Here is a 15,867-nt window from a genome sequence, read left to right on the forward strand (position 1 = left end):
CGATCGTACCGTCGACTGATCCCCCAGCACCCCAACCCGATCGTTCCGTCCACGACCCGTCAGGCGCCCTCGGAGGCACACCGATGCGACAGTTCACCGCCATCGTCAACCCCGCCGCCGGCGGATCCGCCGGGGTGGCGGTGCTTCTCCAGGTGGCCCGGCTGCTGCGGGAGGCCGGGGCCGAGCTGCACACCGAGTACAGCCGCAGCCTGCCCCACGCCCAGGAGCTCGCCCGGGAGGCCGGGGCGCGGCGGCGGGTCGTCCTCGCCGTCGGCGGGGACGGCATCGTCGGCGGCATCGGCGGGGCCCTGAGCGGCACCGGCACGCTCTTCGGTCTGGTCCCGGCCGGGCGCGGCAACGATTTCGCCCGCGCGCTCGGCCTGCCCACCGAGCCGGACGCACTGGCCCGGGTGCTGCTGGACCACGCCCCCCGCTCGGTCGACACCATCGAAGTGGAGTCCGCCCTCGGCCGTAGCGTCGCCCTGGGCAGCGTCTACGCGGGCGTCGACGCGCTCGCCAACCGCCACGCCAACCACTCCACCCTCCTGAAGGGCGCCGCCTCCTACTACGCGGGCGGACTGCGGGCCGTCGCCACCTGGCGCCCGGCCGCCTACCGGGTCACCGTCGACGGCGAGGAACTGACACACCGCGGCTACACCGTCGTGGCCGCCAACTCCGCCTACTACGGCTCTGGCCGCATCATCGCCCCCGACGCCCGCGTCGACGACGGGCTGCTCGACGTGGTGATGATCCGCGAGGCGCCGCGCCGGCTGTTCTTCACCCTGATGAACGAGCTGAAGTCGGGGGCCCACGTCCACCGGCGGGAGGTGCGGATCGTGCGGGGCAGCGAGGTCCGCATCGAGGCCGACCGGAGCATTCCCTACGGCACTGACGGCGAGGTCGATGCCGTCCTCCCCGTCACGGCCAGGGTGCTGCCCGGGGCGCTCGCCGTACTGTGCTGAGGGAACGCGGCGGCTTCCCTGGCTGATCGGCCATGCGTTGCGTGGATGGACCCCATCACGCATGCCTCTGGCCGACCGTGGCCCGGACGTTCCGGCCGTGGTGCGATGGGCCCATGGAACTGCGGGAGCTGCATGCCTTTGTCGCGGTGGTCGAGGAGGGGGGTTTCTCGGCCGCGGCCCGCCGGCTGCATGTCAGCCAGCCGGCGCTGTCCCAGACAGTCAGCGGTCTGGAGCGTCAGCTCAGAGTGAAGCTGCTGGTCCGCAGCAGCACCGGGGTGCGGCCCACCGACGCGGGTGCCGCCCTGCTGGGGGAGGCGCGTGCGGTGCTCGCGCGGCGCGATCAGGCGTTGCGCACGCTGGCCCGGTACAGCGAAGGGGGCGGCGGGGTCCTGCGGATCGGCATTCCGCTGGAGTTCCCGTCCCGTCTGCTGAGTCCCGCGCTCACGGAACTCACCGAGGCCTGTCCCGACACCCGCGTCGAGGCACGGCACCTGTCCACGTCGGAGCAACTGGCGGCGCTGCACGCCGGTGAACTCGACGTGGGACTGCTGCGGGAACGTCCGACCGGGCGGGAGTTCGACGCGATGCTGGTCAACAGGGAGCGGCTCGGCGTGCTGCTGGCCGCGGAGCAGGCGGCGGAACTGGCCACGGAGGAGGGGATCGCGCTCGACGGGTTGGCCGGTCTGCAGTGGGTGGCCTTCCCCCGTTCCGACAGCCCGGCGTGGTACGACGAGCTGACCGCGATCCTGCGCAGCCACGGCCTTGATCTGGGGACGCAGGCCCCCGAGGGACAGCGGCTGATCGCGGAGGTGAAACTGGCGGCCGTCAGCGCCGGCCGGGCCTTCGCGCTGGCGCCGCCGGACTGGTCGCAGCCCATTCCCGACGGTGTGGCGTGGTCGCCGCTGACCGGCCACCCGCTCGTCCGCCGGACGTGGGCGGTGTGGCCGGCCGACTCACGACGACAGGACCTGGGCCGCCTCGTCGCCGCCTTCGAACAGCCGCCCGGCGACTGATCTGCGCCGACGGGCGTGACGGCCGGACAGCGGTCGCCGTTCCTCTCGGGCCGGCCCCTCCCACCAGGGCGGAACCGCTGACTTTCGTCATTGACAGTCAGCCCGTGGGGCAGTTAGCTTCGCCTGGCGAAGTCGAACGAGGAGGGGCCCGGGCCATGGGGAGATCACGTACGTACGAATGGGAGGACCCCGCAGTCACCGCAGAGGCCGCGGGCCGTATGTCCGGGCTCGAGTTCCTGCATGAGCTGCTGGCCGGGAGCCTGCCGCCCCCGCCCGTCATCGCGACGCTGGGCCTGGTGCTCTCCGAGGTGGAGCAGGGGCGTGTGGTCTTCTCGCTGGTTCCGGGCGAGGAGCACTACAACCCGATCGGCAGTGTGCACGGCGGCGTCTTCGCGACCCTCCTCGACTCCGCGGCCGGATGCGCCGTCCACTCCACCCTGCCCCTCGGCATGGCGTACACCTCGCTGGATCTGACGGTGAAGTTCCTGCGTCCGGTCACCGTGGACACGGGCGAGGTACGGGCCGTGGGCACCGTGCTCAGCAGCGGCCGTCGTACGGCCCTCGCCCAGGCCCAGCTGCTCGACAGCGCGGACCGTCTGCTCGCCCATGCCACCAGCAGCTGCGTCCTGTTCCCGACGCCCGGGGCCTGAGGGCGCCGCGGCCACGCGCGGCGCACACCCCGCTCAGTACCCGGGGAAGAGCGAGCGCAGATCAGGCAGCGTGGCCGCGCCCGTCGCGGTGACGCCGTCCTCTTCGGGCCGGTTCCGGCCGTAGACCAGGCGCAGCACAGCCTCCGCGGAACCGGACAGCGTGCCCGTCGGCTCGGCGGCCTCGCACGGGTAGATGTGCAGCTCGGTTCCCAGCAGCAGACACAGCGTGCGCGGCCGGTCGGTGAGCCGCACCGCGATGCTGCCGGGGGCGAGCCGGCTCAGCGTGTGCGCGTCCCGGAAGCGCGTCGCCACCAGGTCCAGCCGGTCCCACAGCAGATCGACCTCCGCGGCGGGGATCACCGCCGCGGGGTTCAGCGCGATGTCCACGTCCCAGGCGTGCACGGACTGCTCGGAGAGCCGGTAGCCGACGTACTCCAGCACGCTGAGCGGGCCGCTGAAGTAGGGGACCCGCAAGGAGGACCGCGCGGAGTCGTCCAGTGCGTCCAGCAGGCTCAGATGCCGGCTGTCCGCCTCCCGCCAGGCAGCGCGCAGCTCCGGCCCGGCCATGGCGTTCCAGCGTTCCCAGACCGGCACGTTGTCCTCCTGCCGGGGAGGCGTGAGGTCGTCGGCGAGTCCGCGCAGCACGAGGGCGGTGCAGATCTCGGCGGCACTTCCGAGATGGGACAGCACCTGGGCGACGCTCCATCCCTGGGCGAAGGACGGCCGGGCAAGTGCCTCCTCGGAAAGGCCCTCGACCACCGCGGCCAGGTGCTCGGAACTGCCATGCAGCGCCGACAGCCAGGAGTCGGGGGCTGTCGTGGCGGGGGTGACGGCTTGTGTCATGGTTCCTCCTTCGCCCCGGAGGGGGCACGGACTTCGCCCCTGGGGTACGGACGGTCGTCACGGAAGGCTGCCGGCCTTGCTACGGCGTGACGGCCGTACGGGAAAAGCCAACATCCCCGCCGGTCGCAGGGCATCCCACCAGCCAGAACCATGGCCGAGGGCGGTCATAAGAGATGCCTGTGGCCGTCGGTGGCCGCCGGAGCGCGCCCTGTGGTGGCATGGGCCCATCGACCTGACGGGCCGGCCGCACGCCGGGACCGAGGCACGCGGCGAGGCACCGCCCACCTGCATGCGCATGAAGCGTGGGCCGGCGACGGCCTCCCGCTCGATCGGACGACTTCTGCCGTCCCACCCCGCAGTTGCTGATTCGAAGCATCGAAACGTGAAAGGCACAGCCATGACTTCTCTGTCTCTGTCCCTGGACGGAAACGTCGCGTTGGTGACCGGCGCGACCAGTGGAATCGGGGCCGCCACCGCGGTCGCGCTGGCCGAGCGGGGCGCTCATGTCCTGGTGGCCGGCCGCGACCGGGCGCGCGGTGAGGCCGTCGTCGCCACCATCCGGGAACACGGCGGCAAGGGAGACTTCGTCGCCGCCGGACTGGGGAGCGCCGAGGAGGCGCGACAACTGGCCCGCCGGGCCACCGAGCTGGGCGGCGGGCGGGTGGACATCCTGGTGAACAACGCGGGCGTGTACCCCTTCAAGCCCACGGACCAGGTCACCGAGGAGGAGTTCGACTCCGTCTTCGCGCTGAACGTCAGGGCGAAGTTCTTCCTGGTCGCCGCGCTGGCACCGGCCATGGCGGAGCGCGGCAAGGGCGCGATCGTCAATGTGAGCACCATGGTCTCCGAGTACGGTGTGGCCGGGATGGCGCTGTACGGCTCCAGCAAGGCCGCGGTCAACCTGCTGACCAAGTCGTGGGCCGCCGAGTACGGCCCCCGCGGGGTCCGTGTCAACGCCGTTGCCGTCGGTCCCACCCGCACCGAGGGGACCGCAGCGCTGGGCGACGGTCTGGACGGCCTTGCCGCTGAGGCCCCGGCCGGACGGCCGGCCTCCCCCGAGGAGATCGCCGCGAGCATCGTCTTCCTGGCGAGCGACGCCGCCGGCTTTGTGCACGGCGCGGTGCTTCCCGTCGACGGTGGCCGCACCGCGGTGTGATGTCGCAGCCCCCGGTGCTCAGCAGATGGCGCGCACCGGGGGCAGGGCCGGGGCCCCCGGTGGGCGAGGCGGCCATCCGGGGGGCGTGGTCTCGGAACTCCCGTGCCGGGGCGGCGTCACGGGTACCCAGTCCAGTGCACGCACACGAAAGGGCTGTGACGAGAATGCAGATCGATCTGAAGGGCCGTACCGCCCTGGTGACCGCCTCCACGCAGGGCATCGGCGCCGCGATCGCCGCGGGCCTGGCCCGGGCCGGAGCCCGGGTGGGGGTCAACGGCCGTTCCGCCGACCGCGTGGCCGACAGCGTCGCGCGCCTGACCCGCGAGGTGCCGGGAGCCGATGTGGTGCCCGTCGCCGCGGACGTCACCACCGAGGAGGGCGCGCGCCAGGCCGTCGAGGCACTGCCGCACATCGACATCCTCATCAACAACCTCGGCATCTTCGGTGCCAAGGACGCCCTGGAGATCACCGATGACGAATGGCGGCACTACTTCGAGGTCAACGTCCTGGCCGCGGTGCGGCTGACCCGTCTGTGTCTGCCCGCCATGTGCGAGCGCGGCTGGGGGCGCGTCCAGTACATCGCCAGTGACTCGTCCGTCGTCATCCCCGCCGAGATGATCCACTACGGCATGACCAAGACGGCGCTCCTCGCGGTGGGCCGGGGATTCGCCAAGCAGGCCGCGGGCACCGGCGTCACGGTGAACTGTGTCCTGGCGGGCGCCACCCACACCGGAGGCGTCGAGGACTTCGTCTACGAACTCGTCGACCGCGACCTGCCCTGGGACGAGGCCCAGCGTGTCTTCATGCGTGAGCACCGGCCGCAGTCGCTGCTGCAGCGGCTGATCGAGCCGGAGGAGATCGCCCATATGGCCGTCTACCTCAGCTCCGACCAGGCCTCCGCCACCACCGGCGGCGCGCTGCGTGTCGACGGCGGATACGTCGACGCCATCCTGCCGTGAACCGAATCCCGCGCGTGGCGCCCTGAGATGCGGAAGCCCGGGTGTGCACATAGCGTCTGAACCGCACCTCAGTGGGGGACGGCACCGGGCGCCGCGCGGTCGTGCGTGGTGCCCGTTCGGCATGGGAGGCCCTCGACCATGCGTACCACCACCATCCGCCGCCGCCGCGGCCCGGCCGGTCTGCCTCTCGTACGGCGGTGGCGACAGGCAGCGGACCGGCATCTCACCCCCGTGCAGCGTTCGCTGCTGATCACCTGGACGTCCTTCGGGGTCACCTTCGCCACCGTGCGGGTCATCACGCATGGCATCCGGGGCGGATGGCTGCCCTGGGGAAACATCTCCGCGGGCGGAGAGCATCTGCACCACTACAACTTCGGGATCGTCACGCTCGCCGGTCTGGGACTGATCGCCGTGCGCGGGGACGAGCGGGCCGTCGGACATCCCGCCGTGGCGGCCGCCTACGGCTGCGGAACGGCGCTGATCTGCGACGAGTTCGCGCTGCTGCTGGACCTGCAGGACGTCTACTGGGCCAAGCAGGGCCGGATCAGTGTCGATGTCTCCCTCGGAGTGCTGTCCGCCCTGGGCGTGTATCTGACGGCCAGGCCCTTCTGGCACGAGATCGGCCGTGTCACGGGCCACCACCTCGCCTCCGTCACCAAGGGCGGTGTCCGGACGGCCGGCTGAGGGTCCGACCCATACCGTCGCCCGGGCGTGCCCGACGGTGCCGCGAGGGGCCGCTGCGTGAAGCACGAGGAGGATGCATGAGCCAGGGCAAGCGTCCGACGAACACCGGACGGCGGAAAGCCGCCGGGAACGGCGCCTCCGACGCGGACCGCGGCCGACAGCGCGAACGCGATCACCGCCACGACGGCGCACAGGCCGCCGGGAGCAGGACCGGGGCCCGGCCGCCTGCCGCGGAGAGCGGCCGGCGCGGGCAACCCGGAGAAGACGCCGCCCCGCCGCACGCCCCGCCCGCGGCACACCGGTCGACACCCGGCACCACGGCGCCGCAGCATCCGCACCGCCCGGCATCCGATCGCCGTGCGACGGACGGCCCGCCGGGGCGACCGGACCGGCAAGCCTCCCGGGCCGTCGGCGGCGCGGACGACGAGGCAGCCAAGGCCGGGGAGGCACCCGGGACAGCCGCCGAACGGCGTCGACGATGGCCGCCGGTCACCGGCCGCGTACCGCGATGGCGCAAGGTACGGCTGCGGATATCCAAGGCCGAGCCCTGGTCGGTGATGAAGACGAGCTTCCTGGTGTCCGCGGGTCTGGGGCTGTGCGTGATCGTCATGGTGGGGGTGGTCGCGATCATGCTGACCGTGCTGGGCCAGGAACCGGTGGTGTCGCTGGGCTGGGAGACCACCGTCGGCCTCACCGTCGTCGTCGTCACGGCGGAGGTGGGCCTCACCACCGCGCTGGCGACGCTGGTCGCCTTCCTCTTCAACTGGTCGTCGGCCGTCGTCGGCGGGGTCGAGATGACACTCGCCGAAGAACCTTCGGGCCGGCCGGAGACGGAGTCCGACGCCGCGCCCGACGAGGACGGTCGCCGGCCCCGGCCCTAGGGGTGTCAGCGGAGTGCGGTGCCGTGGATCTCGGCGATGTAGCCGCCCGGGAACTGCACGAGGGCGCTGGTGCGTCCCCCCGCCGTGACCGGCCCCCACAGCACGGTGGCGCCGGCCGCCCGGGCCTTGTCCAGTGTCGCGGTCAGGTCGCTCACCTCGTAGCCGGTCTGCTCACGGCCGAAGGGGTACGGCAGATGGCCGTTGGTGACGGTCACCACGGTCTTGCCGAATCCCGACTCGATCGCGATCCGGCGGTACGTCGTGCCGGGCAGACCGATCGCGGCGCCGTCGGCCTTGTGGTTGTCCGACGTGATGTGGGCCCGGGTGAAGCGGAGACAGGACCGCAGCAAGGCGGACGCCGCGTAGGCCGAGACGTAGAGCCGGTTCTCCGGCACCGTCGCCAGGGGCGCGTAGTGCGGTGGAGTGGTGTGCCAGTACAGCTGGGTGTGGATCCCGCCGGGGAATTCGATGACGGCGTCCTTGCCGATGGGATCGTCGAACGGGGCCACCTCGACATCGGCACCCGCCGACAGCGCCGACTTCACGGCCGCATCGAGATCCGTGGTCAGCCAGCCGGTGCGCTCCACCCCGAAGGGATAGGGAATCGGAGTCTGGAAGTCGAAGACCGACAGCGTGCCGACCGGGGAGAGGACCAGTTCCGAGAGGGTACGGCTGGGGGTGGGGGTGACATCGGTGAGCACCGCCGCGGTGTTCGTACCGCCGAAGGTGCTCTCCCAACTCGTCACGAACGCCTGGAGCGAGCCCGGTGTGACATACACGTGTGTCGTGTCGTACTGCGGGCCCACCGAGATCGGGCGGTTCGCGGCCGAGGCATGGGCGGCGGGCGGCGGTGTCGCCTCGGCCGGGGCGGACAGAAGCGATGCGGCCAGTGCGGCGGAGAGCAGTAAGACAGCAGAACGCCACCTCATGGATGTTCCTTTCCGGGGTGCGTCCGAAGTGAGGGTCGAGTCCCCACCGTAGATAGGTGACGGGCCGTCATCTGTCTTATGAGCGCACGCCTTCATGTCTCAGAGTGAAGACGGGCTGCCGTGCTCCCGGGCCTCACGAAGAAGCCCCCGGGGCGTTGGCCGGGGGCTTCCTCCTGACGGTTGCCGGCGACGGATGTCGCCTCACCTGGAGGTGTAGAGGGCCTCGATCTCGTCGGCGAAGTCCCGGAGCACCACATTGCGCTTCAGCTTCAGGGACGGGGTCAGATGACCGGAGTCCATGGTGAACTGGTGGTCCAGGATTCGGAACTTGCGCACGGACTCGGCCTTGGACACCGCGGCGTTGCCGTCGTCCACCGCGCCCTGGATCTCGGCGAGGAGCTCGGGGTCGTCGCGGAGTTCCGCCAGGGACGCCCCCTTGGGCTTGCCGTTCTGCTCGGCCCAGCGCGGCAGGAACTCCTCGTCGATGGTCACCAGGGCGGCGACGAAGGGCTTGCCGTCCCCGACCACCATGCACTCGGCGATCAGCGCATGAGCCCGGATACGGTCCTCGATCACGGCCGGAGCGACGTTCTTGCCGCCCGCGGTGACGATGATCTCCTTCTTCCGCCCGGTGATGCGGAGATAGCCCTCATCGTCCAGGGAACCCAGGTCGCCGGTGTGGAACCAGCCGTCGACGAGCGACGCGGCGGTCGCCTCCTCGTTGTTCCAGTACCCGCTGAAGAGATGCTCGCCCTGCAGCAGCACCTCGCCGTCCTCGCCGATGCGCACTGTGCTGCACGGCAGCGGCAGCCCCACCGTGCCGATCTTCTGCCGGTCCCACGGGTTGAGCGTGGTGGCCGCGCAGGACTCCGCCAGACCGTAGCCTTCGAGCACGGTGAAGCCGAGTCCGCGGTAGAAGTGGCCGAGGCGTTCGCCGAGCGGGGCGCCGCCGGAGATGGCGTGCCGGGCGCGTCCGCCGAGGACCGCGCGCAGTTTGCCGTAGACCAGCCGGTCGAAAAGCTTGTGACGCAGCCGCAGCGGGAAGCCCGGCCCGGACGAGGTCTCCAGCGCCCTGCTGTACTCGATGGCCGTGTCCACGGCCTGGTCGAAGATCTTGCCCTTGCCGGTCGAACGGGCCTGAGCCCGGGCCGAGTTGTACACCTTCTCGAAGACGCGCGGCACGCCCAGCAGGAAGGTGGGCCGGAAGGAGGCGAGTTCCGCGGTGATGTCCTTGATGTCGCTGACATGCCCGAGTTTCACCGGCGCCATCATGGCCCCGATCTCGACGACCCGGCCGAGGACGTGCGCGAGCGGCAGGAAGAGCAGTACGGAGGAGTCCTCCGCGAAGATCGGCTTCATCCGGGCGATGGTGTTCCCGCACTCCGCGAGGAAGTTGCGGTGGGTGAGCATGCACCCTTTGGGCCGCCCGGTGGTGCCGGAGGTGTAGACGATGGTGGCGAGCGAGTCCGCACCGGCCGACGCGATCCGCTCATCGACCTGAGCGTCCGTCACATCAGTGCCGAGCGCGACGAGTTCGTCGACCCCGCCCGCGTCGATCTGCCAGACGTTCTTCATCAGGGGGACCCGCTCGCGCACCTGCTCCACGATCCCCTGGTGCACCTCGGTCTCCACCACGCAGGCCACCGCGCCGGAGTCGCCGATGACCCACTCCACCTGCTCGGCGGAGGAGGTTTCGTAGACGGGGACGGAGACCGCGCCGGCGGCCCAGATGGCGTAGTCCAGCAGCGTCCACTCGTAGCGGGTCCGGGACATGAGCGCCACCCGCTCCCCGGGCTGGACACCGGAGGCGATCAGCCCCTTGGCGACGGCGCGCACCTCGGCGAGGAAGGCGGTCGCGGTGACATCCCGCCACTGTCCGGACACCTTGCGGGCGAGCACGGCCCGGTCGGGGAACTCGGCCGCGTTACGGACGACGACCTGCGTCAGATTACCGTCCGGGGGAACGTCGTATAAGGCCGGAACGCTGAACTCACGCAAGGCTGTTGCTCCTTGTCGGCGGCGACATCGGTGTCGGCTGCGGCATCGGCTGGGCCGTGTCAAGGGCTTGTATTCGACGGCCCGCACGGAACCAGCCGTAAGCGGACCCTACCAGCCGGTAAGTGAAGCGGTACAGATGCCGGACGTGCACACTTCGTGAAGGCCTTTCCGGAGTCTTCATGTTCACATGGCCGGGGGGTTGATCAGGAAGGCCCGATTCCTCTGTCATGGAGGGCATGCCCGATCCTAGTCTGTTCGCATGGTTCCTCTACCGATCGGTAATGACGAACTAACCTGGCTCTTTCGGCCAGTTGAGGAGGGAGTGTGCGCGTGCCGAGGGGACGGACGGGGGACTGCGCCATGACCCCCGGCTGCCGGGGACCACCCGGTGCCGCCGCGCCTCAGCGCCTCGCCCGGCCCCGGCTCCGGCTCGGGTCGGCGTCGGACGGGAGCACTCGCTGTGAGCGCGGCTGGATCGTGACGGTTCCGAGAAAGGCTTCGGCTCGATCTCGGCGCGGGAGCGGTTCCTCAGTGATGGCCGCACGCGCGCCGCGTACGACACCGATCTGCCCTGTGCGAAGTTGAGACCCGTGCTCCGTACCACAGCCGACGACCTTCGGCACGACCGCCCGATCTTCGGTGGTGTCGGCAGAACGAAGAACGTTTCAACCGAGAGGTACCACGCAATGTACAGCCAAACGAGAACTGTAGCTTCGACGAACCGCCACCGCCATCCTCTGGCCGTTCTGCGCTCCAAGGCCGGTTTCACCCACGGCGAGTACGCGCGCCTGATCGCCCGAACCCACGCGGAACTCGGATTCGGCCAGATGGCCGCGCGGCGCGAAAAGGTCTCCCGCTGGGAGTCCGGCCGTGCCGTGCCGGAGCGCACCGCTCAGCTCGCCATAGCGCACATCCACGCGGTCCCCCACGAGGAGGTGTTGAGACTGGACTGGCCGGACTGGCTGCACCTGGCCAACGGGGATGCACGACAGCTGGAATTACCCTGGACGACATCGGCCGTCCCCGAAGCGATACTCGATGCGATAGCCGGGCGCGAGGAGCCCCAGCAGGAGTACCTCCTGGCGACCGGCTGGGCCGCGAGGTCACTCATGGAGAACTGGCTGGACGCCATGGCCGAGGAGATGGCCACGACTCCTGCGGATCCCACCCTCCTGGCCGCAGCCCGGAGGCGGGGGCCCGGTCTGGCCGGCGAGACGGAATCCGTGCTGGAGGCCTGCACCCGGCTGCGCACTCTCCACCGGTTCGCGTCCAACTTCTCCGCCGGCTGGCTGGTGGCCGCCAGCGAACTCGAACTGCGGCATCTGGCCGACCACTTCCTCGCCGCGCCGGAGGCCCTGCACAAGGGCCGGGACCTGCTGGTCCTCGCGGCCGAGGGGCTGGCGGTGTGCGGCTTCATCGCTCGGCTACAGGGCCAGCACGTCGGTGCGCAGCGGTACTACGTCGCGGCACTGCGGTGCGCGACCGCCGCCAAGGACCCCGAGACGGCGGCGGCGATCGTCACCCTGCATGTCGGCCAGTACCTGGATCTGCGTCTGCACGAGGAGGCCGCCGAACTGCTGGAGGCGGTCAAGAAGTTGCTGCGCCGCAACCAGATGCATGTGAAGGACCCGACTCTGCTGGCGCTCCTGCACACGCAGTCGGCCCGTGTCCACGCGCAGCGCGGGGACGATCTGAGTCGCAGAAGGGCACTGACCGTGGGGCGCCACGCGCTGACCACGGCGGCCTCTTCGGGCGGGATCCGGATCCTGCCGCTGCGGTCCGAGGACTGGCTCAGCTGCATGGACGCGGTGTCCCTGCTCGACCTCGATCAGCCCGACCGTGCCATCAAGCACTTCGAGCCGGTCCTGTCCGAGCACCATCCGAATCTGGAACTGCCCCCGTGTGTGCACGCCATGTATCTGCTGCGTGCCGCCGAGACGCAGGTCGCGCTGGGCGACGCCACCGGTGGTGCGGAGTCTGCGAGCAGGGCGGCGACCCTGCTCGGGGGTGTGCGGGCGGCGGCGTCCGAGCGGGTGCGGCTCGCCCTGCGGGCCTACGCGCATCTGCCGGAGGTCACCAGGTTCCTCGACTCCGCCTGAACGGTCGCGGCCCGGCCTGCGCGTCACCGTCCCGCGGCGGTGAGCGAGCCGAGTACGACGACCGGCCGCCGATCCCGGCGCGAGCGGCGGTGCCACAGGTCGTCAGACGACGACGGGAACAGACAGGAACAGAACAGGCAGCACCACCGACCACGAGGAGACCGAGGGTGAGTTCCCGGCTCCCGCGGTGACACGGCACTCGGCCGCCCGGCACAGACTGGGCGGCCGAGTGCTTTTCGAGGGGGATGGCGGCCGGCGGGGCGGCGAGCCTCCGACGCCGTAGCGCTCGGTAGCAACTCTCCCCGTGCCGAGTCAATGCCGGAGCAATGTGCCTCCGGTGTGTCCCGTGGAGCCGCCCGGCCGCGAGGCACGTCCGAAGCACACGGGTGCCTGTGGAAAATTCCGGGGCGTTGCGATGAGATTTCGGTGCCCCTCCCGCCAAGCCACACGGACCCCACAGAACTCGTGCGCCAAGGGCGCGAGATTCGCCGTGCGGTGTGGATCGGGCAGCGTTCTGGACGTTTTTCGCGACCATCACGACCATCAGGCTGGAGATTTACCCATGAGCCGTTCTGTCCTGGTTACCGGCGGGAATCGCGGAATCGGTCTGGCCGTGGCACGGCGGCTCAGCGCCGGCGGTGACCGGGTGGCGGTGACCAGTCGCTCGGGCCGGGCCCCCGAGGGACTGCTCGCGGTGCCCTGCGATGTGCTGGACCCCGCCACCGTGGACGAGGCGTTCGAGAAGGTCGAGGCGGCCCACGGTCCGGTCGAGGTCCTGGTGGCGAACGCGGGCATCACACGGGACAGCCTGCTGATGCGGATGACCGAGGAGGACTTCACATCGGTCATCGACACCAATCTCACGGGCACCTACCGGGTGCTCAAGCGCGCCGTGCGGCGTCTGGTGCGGGTCAAGGGGGGACGGGTCGTCATCATCTCCTCCACCGCCGCGCTCAGCGGTGTCGCCGGGCAGGTCAACTACGCGGCGTCGAAGGCGGGTCTGATCGGCATGGCCCGCTCGCTGGCCCGTGAACTCGCCCCGCGTGGCGTCACGGTGAACGTGGTCGCGCCCGGGCTCACCGACACCGACATGAGCGCGGCGCTCAACGACGAACAGCGCAAGAAGATCGTGGGCCAGGTCCCGCTCGGTCGCATGGGGGACCCGGACGAGGTGGCCGCCGCGGTCCAGTTCCTGGCCTCGCCCGAGGCCGCCTATGTCACGGGCGCGGTAATCCCCGTGGACGGCGGCATGGGAATGGGGCACTGATGCGTATCCGGTCATCTGAACGTCCGGCATCCATGACGAACACCGCGGCAAAGCTCCGGTGACCGGAAGCCTTTGTTCCCCCAAAGAGGCAACAAAGAATTCGGCTCGCCCGGCCGAAAACAGACGAGGCCATTTCTTCGGGCCGTTCGACATGACTCACGGGCGAATCGCACCGACGCTGGGAGGCTACAGGTGAACCCGCAAACTGGATCCGGCCAAGCCGGCAGGAGGGTCGCCGTCACCGGGATGGCGGTCACCACGGGTTACGGACATGGTGTCGACGTGCTGCGCGACGGGATCTACTCCGGAGTCCCCGCCTTCGTCCCCGTGACCCGGTTCGACACGAGCAGGTACCGGGTCGGCGTCGCCGCCCAGGGCGCGGCCGAGCTGGACCTCGACACGGAGCTGAAGACGCTGACCGAGGAGGCCTGCAAGCAGGCCGGCCTCGGCGAGCAGGAGCGGACGGGCACACTCCTGGTCGCGGCCCGGCACGCGGATCCCGCCGTGTCCCGCCTGCCCCGGGAGGAACAGGAGTCCAGGCCCATCAGCGAGACCGCGCAGTGGCTGGCACGTGAGTGCGGCTTCGGTTCCGCCGGACGCACCTACATCAACGCCTGTGTCGCCGCCAGCGCCGCCATCGCGGAGGCGGGCGCCCTGATCTCCTCCGGCCGCCAGGACCGGGTGGTCGTGGTCGCCGGTCATCTGGTGGACGCCGAGTCCTTCACCACCTTCAACGCCGGCAAGGCACTGGCCGCCGACGGCCGGCTGAGGCCCTTCAGCTCCGGCCGCAAGGGCCTGCTGCTGGGCGACGGGGCCGGTGCGGTCGTCCTGGAGGCGGCGGACAGCCGCGAGGAGATGAGCCCGCTGGCCTACCTCGACGGCTGGGGCATGGCCGGAGACGCGCACCATGTCTGCCAGCCGCATCCCCAGGGCCTCGGCATGGCCCGCTCGATCGAACTCGCCCTCACCCGAGCCGGGTTGGAGCCGTCGGACCTCGACTACGTCAACGCCCACGGCACTGGTACGCCGTACAACGACTCCGCCGAGACCGCGGGACTGCACCGCGCCTTCGGCGAACACGCGGAGCGGATCCCCGTCAGCTCGACCAAGTCGATGCACGGGCACGCCCTCCAGGCCGCGGGCATGGTCGAGTTCGTCATCAGCGTCCTCGCCCTGCGGTCCGGGCGCCTGCCGGTCAACTCCGGATACCTCGGGCCCGATCCCGACTGCCGGCTCGATCTCGTCCTGGACACCCCGAGGGAGCGCGAGGCACAGCATGTCATCAGCCTCAACTCCGCCTTCGGCGGCGCCAACACCGCGCTGGTGGTGAGCGCGGCATGACGACCACGACAGCCAAGCCCACCACACTGCACCACGTCGCCTGGCCCACCGACGGGGACCGCGAACAGCCGCCGAACCTCCCGGGGTTCACCGCCTCGCCGTTCGGCCCGATCATCGCCCATGTCGCGGACCGCTGTCTGAGCGGTCACTGGGGCGAGCCGCCGGCGCCCCCCGAACGAGCCGGCCGTACCGGGATGGTCATGGTCTCGCGGCTCGGTGACATGGCCACCGAGGCCGCCGTCACCGGATCGGTGGACTCCGGCACGAAGGCATCGCCGCTGCTCTTCTACCAATCGGTGCCCAGTGCCGTCCTCGGCGTCGTCTCGGCGCGCTGGGGGCTCGGGGGGCCGGTCATCTGCATCAGCCCGGCCGGCGACCCGCTCGCCGAGGGCCTGGAACTCGCGGAGCTGCTCATCGAGGACGGCAGCGCCTCGGACGTCCTGGTGGTGCTGGTCGAACTGGCCACGCGCGACGGCGAGTCGGACCGCGCGGAGGCGCTGCTCGTGGGCACTCCCGCAGCGCACCGAGAGGAGGGCACGGAATGACGGACACCGGACTGGAGTTCCCGCTGTCCACGGAGATCGCCCTGCTGCGGCAGTCCTGGTGGCTGCATGACGCCCGCTGGTACCAGGCGGTCAAGAGCCGGTTCGGCCAGGACGTCGCCAACGAACTCAACGCCGAGGTGATGAAGTTCGTCGCCCGGCGGGTCGCCACCCTCTACAGCCGCCGTCACCCCGTGCCCGCGGAGCCCACGCCGAAGGAGGTGGCCGAGACCCTCGAAGCGCTGGCCCGTCTGATGTTCTCCTCGATGGTGCGACTCGACTCCGCCGACTTCGACGAGGACGGCACCTGGGACACCGTCGTCAGCGAGCACTTCGCGCTGAAGATGCTCGCGGCCAGCCGGTCGCTCGAGGGCTACCAGTGCCCGTGCCTGGATCTGCGCGCCGGCTGGTTCGAGGGTCTGAAGGTCAAGGCCGACGACGCGGTCGTCGCGTGCATGCGCGACGGGGAGGCGGCCTGCCGCTTCCGCGCCTGTCTGAAGTAGCCGCCGGCCCTCGCGCGGGACGTACCGCGCCCAGGGGCCG

Annotated in this window: 15 protein-coding genes; 12 read left to right on the forward strand and 3 right to left on the reverse strand. The window is 70.7% G+C overall.

Annotation, left to right across the window (positions count from 1 at the left end):
- Nucleotides 1-83: 83 nt before the first annotated feature.
- The 3 genes from AB0L95_RS23615 (at nt 84) to AB0L95_RS23625 (ending at nt 2,625) form a co-directional block, all read left to right on the forward strand.
- Complete coding sequence (locus AB0L95_RS23615; RefSeq protein WP_365164128.1) at nt 84-962, forward strand: YegS/Rv2252/BmrU family lipid kinase; 879 nt, start codon at nt 84-86, stop codon at nt 960-962.
- Nucleotides 963-1,075: 113 nt separating this feature from the next.
- Nucleotides 1,076-1,975, forward strand: a complete 900-nt coding sequence (locus tag AB0L95_RS23620; protein WP_365164129.1) for a LysR family transcriptional regulator — start codon at nt 1,076-1,078, stop codon at nt 1,973-1,975.
- A 155-nt stretch (nt 1,976-2,130) separates the two neighbouring features.
- Nucleotides 2,131-2,625, forward strand: a complete 495-nt coding sequence (locus AB0L95_RS23625; RefSeq protein WP_365164130.1) for a PaaI family thioesterase — start codon at nt 2,131-2,133, stop codon at nt 2,623-2,625.
- 33 nt (nt 2,626-2,658) lie between these two features.
- Here the strand turns inward: AB0L95_RS23625 and AB0L95_RS23630 are convergent, their stop codons facing one another.
- Nucleotides 2,659-3,468, reverse strand: coding sequence for a maleylpyruvate isomerase family mycothiol-dependent enzyme (locus AB0L95_RS23630; RefSeq protein WP_365164131.1), 810 nt, complete (start codon nt 3,466-3,468; stop codon nt 2,659-2,661).
- A gap of 397 nt (nt 3,469-3,865) precedes the next feature.
- Here AB0L95_RS23630 and AB0L95_RS23635 point away from each other — a divergent pair, with 397 nt between their 5' ends.
- The 4 genes from AB0L95_RS23635 to AB0L95_RS23650 all read left to right on the forward strand — a co-directional run bounded on the left by AB0L95_RS23635 (nt 3,866) and on the right by AB0L95_RS23650 (nt 7,148).
- Entirely contained in the window at nt 3,866-4,624 is a 759-nt protein-coding gene (locus AB0L95_RS23635) for an SDR family oxidoreductase (protein WP_365164132.1), read from the forward strand.
- A gap of 164 nt (nt 4,625-4,788) precedes the next feature.
- Nucleotides 4,789-5,583, forward strand: coding sequence for an SDR family oxidoreductase (locus AB0L95_RS23640; RefSeq protein ID WP_365164133.1), 795 nt, complete (start codon nt 4,789-4,791; stop codon nt 5,581-5,583).
- A gap of 138 nt (nt 5,584-5,721) precedes the next feature.
- Entirely contained in the window at nt 5,722-6,267 is a 546-nt protein-coding gene (locus AB0L95_RS23645; RefSeq protein WP_365164135.1) for a hypothetical protein, read from the forward strand.
- 77 nt (nt 6,268-6,344) lie between these two features.
- Entirely contained in the window at nt 6,345-7,148 is an 804-nt protein-coding gene (locus AB0L95_RS23650; RefSeq protein ID WP_365164136.1) for a DUF3566 domain-containing protein, read from the forward strand.
- Between the two features lie 5 nt (nt 7,149-7,153).
- Here the strand turns inward: AB0L95_RS23650 and AB0L95_RS23655 are convergent, their stop codons facing one another.
- Together AB0L95_RS23655 and AB0L95_RS23660 are read right to left on the reverse strand one after the other, a co-directional pair.
- Nucleotides 7,154-8,077, reverse strand: a complete 924-nt coding sequence (locus tag AB0L95_RS23655) for a glyoxalase (RefSeq protein WP_365164138.1) — start codon at nt 8,075-8,077, stop codon at nt 7,154-7,156.
- Nucleotides 8,078-8,278: 201 nt separating this feature from the next.
- Nucleotides 8,279-10,075 (reverse strand): AMP-dependent synthetase/ligase, encoded by a 1,797-nt coding sequence (locus AB0L95_RS23660; protein WP_365164139.1) that lies wholly within the window; start codon nt 10,073-10,075, stop codon nt 8,279-8,281.
- Nucleotides 10,076-10,761: 686 nt separating this feature from the next.
- Here AB0L95_RS23660 and AB0L95_RS23665 point away from each other — a divergent pair.
- The 5 genes from AB0L95_RS23665 (at nt 10,762) to AB0L95_RS23685 (ending at nt 15,827) form a co-directional block, all read left to right on the forward strand.
- Entirely contained in the window at nt 10,762-12,174 is a 1,413-nt protein-coding gene (locus tag AB0L95_RS23665; RefSeq protein WP_365164141.1) for a transcriptional regulator, read from the forward strand.
- 562 nt (nt 12,175-12,736) lie between these two features.
- On the forward strand, nt 12,737-13,441 hold the full coding sequence (fabG, locus tag AB0L95_RS23670; protein ID WP_365164142.1) for a 3-oxoacyl-ACP reductase FabG: 705 nt from the start codon (nt 12,737-12,739) through the stop codon (nt 13,439-13,441).
- Nucleotides 13,442-13,687: 246 nt separating this feature from the next.
- Nucleotides 13,688-14,782, forward strand: coding sequence for a beta-ketoacyl synthase N-terminal-like domain-containing protein (locus tag AB0L95_RS23675; protein ID WP_365164143.1), 1,095 nt, complete (start codon nt 13,688-13,690; stop codon nt 14,780-14,782).
- A complete protein-coding gene (locus tag AB0L95_RS23680; protein ID WP_365164144.1) occupies nt 14,779-15,327 on the forward strand; it encodes a beta-ketoacyl synthase chain length factor in 549 nt (182 codons plus the stop codon). Before AB0L95_RS23675 ends, AB0L95_RS23680 begins: the two co-directional genes overlap by 4 nt.
- A complete protein-coding gene (locus AB0L95_RS23685) occupies nt 15,324-15,827 on the forward strand; it encodes a hypothetical protein (protein WP_365164146.1) in 504 nt (167 codons plus the stop codon). Before AB0L95_RS23680 ends, AB0L95_RS23685 begins: the two co-directional genes overlap by 4 nt.
- Nucleotides 15,828-15,867: the final 40 nt, after the last annotated feature.

Origin of the sequence: Streptomyces sp. NPDC052036, assembly GCF_040680495.1 — a bacterium.
GTDB lineage: Bacteria > Actinomycetota > Actinomycetes > Streptomycetales > Streptomycetaceae > Streptomyces.

Coding starts and splice junctions, on each gene's coding strand:
- AB0L95_RS23615 (WP_365164128.1), top strand. CDS start 84: ATGCGACAGTTCACCGCCATCGTCAACCCCGCCGCCGGCGGATCCGCC.
- AB0L95_RS23620 (WP_365164129.1), top strand. CDS start 1,076: ATGGAACTGCGGGAGCTGCATGCCTTTGTCGCGGTGGTCGAGGAGGGG.
- AB0L95_RS23625 (WP_365164130.1), top strand. CDS start 2,131: ATGGGGAGATCACGTACGTACGAATGGGAGGACCCCGCAGTCACCGCA.
- AB0L95_RS23630 (WP_365164131.1), bottom strand. CDS start 3,468: ATGACACAAGCCGTCACCCCCGCCACGACAGCCCCCGACTCCTGGCTG.
- AB0L95_RS23635 (WP_365164132.1), top strand. CDS start 3,866: ATGACTTCTCTGTCTCTGTCCCTGGACGGAAACGTCGCGTTGGTGACC.
- AB0L95_RS23640 (WP_365164133.1), top strand. CDS start 4,789: ATGCAGATCGATCTGAAGGGCCGTACCGCCCTGGTGACCGCCTCCACG.
- AB0L95_RS23645 (WP_365164135.1), top strand. CDS start 5,722: ATGCGTACCACCACCATCCGCCGCCGCCGCGGCCCGGCCGGTCTGCCT.
- AB0L95_RS23650 (WP_365164136.1), top strand. CDS start 6,345: ATGAGCCAGGGCAAGCGTCCGACGAACACCGGACGGCGGAAAGCCGCC.
- AB0L95_RS23655 (WP_365164138.1), bottom strand. CDS start 8,077: ATGAGGTGGCGTTCTGCTGTCTTACTGCTCTCCGCCGCACTGGCCGCA.
- AB0L95_RS23665 (WP_365164141.1), top strand. CDS start 10,762: ATGTACAGCCAAACGAGAACTGTAGCTTCGACGAACCGCCACCGCCAT.
- fabG (WP_365164142.1), top strand. CDS start 12,737: ATGAGCCGTTCTGTCCTGGTTACCGGCGGGAATCGCGGAATCGGTCTG.
- AB0L95_RS23675 (WP_365164143.1), top strand. CDS start 13,688: ATGGCGGTCACCACGGGTTACGGACATGGTGTCGACGTGCTGCGCGAC.
- AB0L95_RS23680 (WP_365164144.1), top strand. CDS start 14,779: ATGACGACCACGACAGCCAAGCCCACCACACTGCACCACGTCGCCTGG.
- AB0L95_RS23685 (WP_365164146.1), top strand. CDS start 15,324: ATGACGGACACCGGACTGGAGTTCCCGCTGTCCACGGAGATCGCCCTG.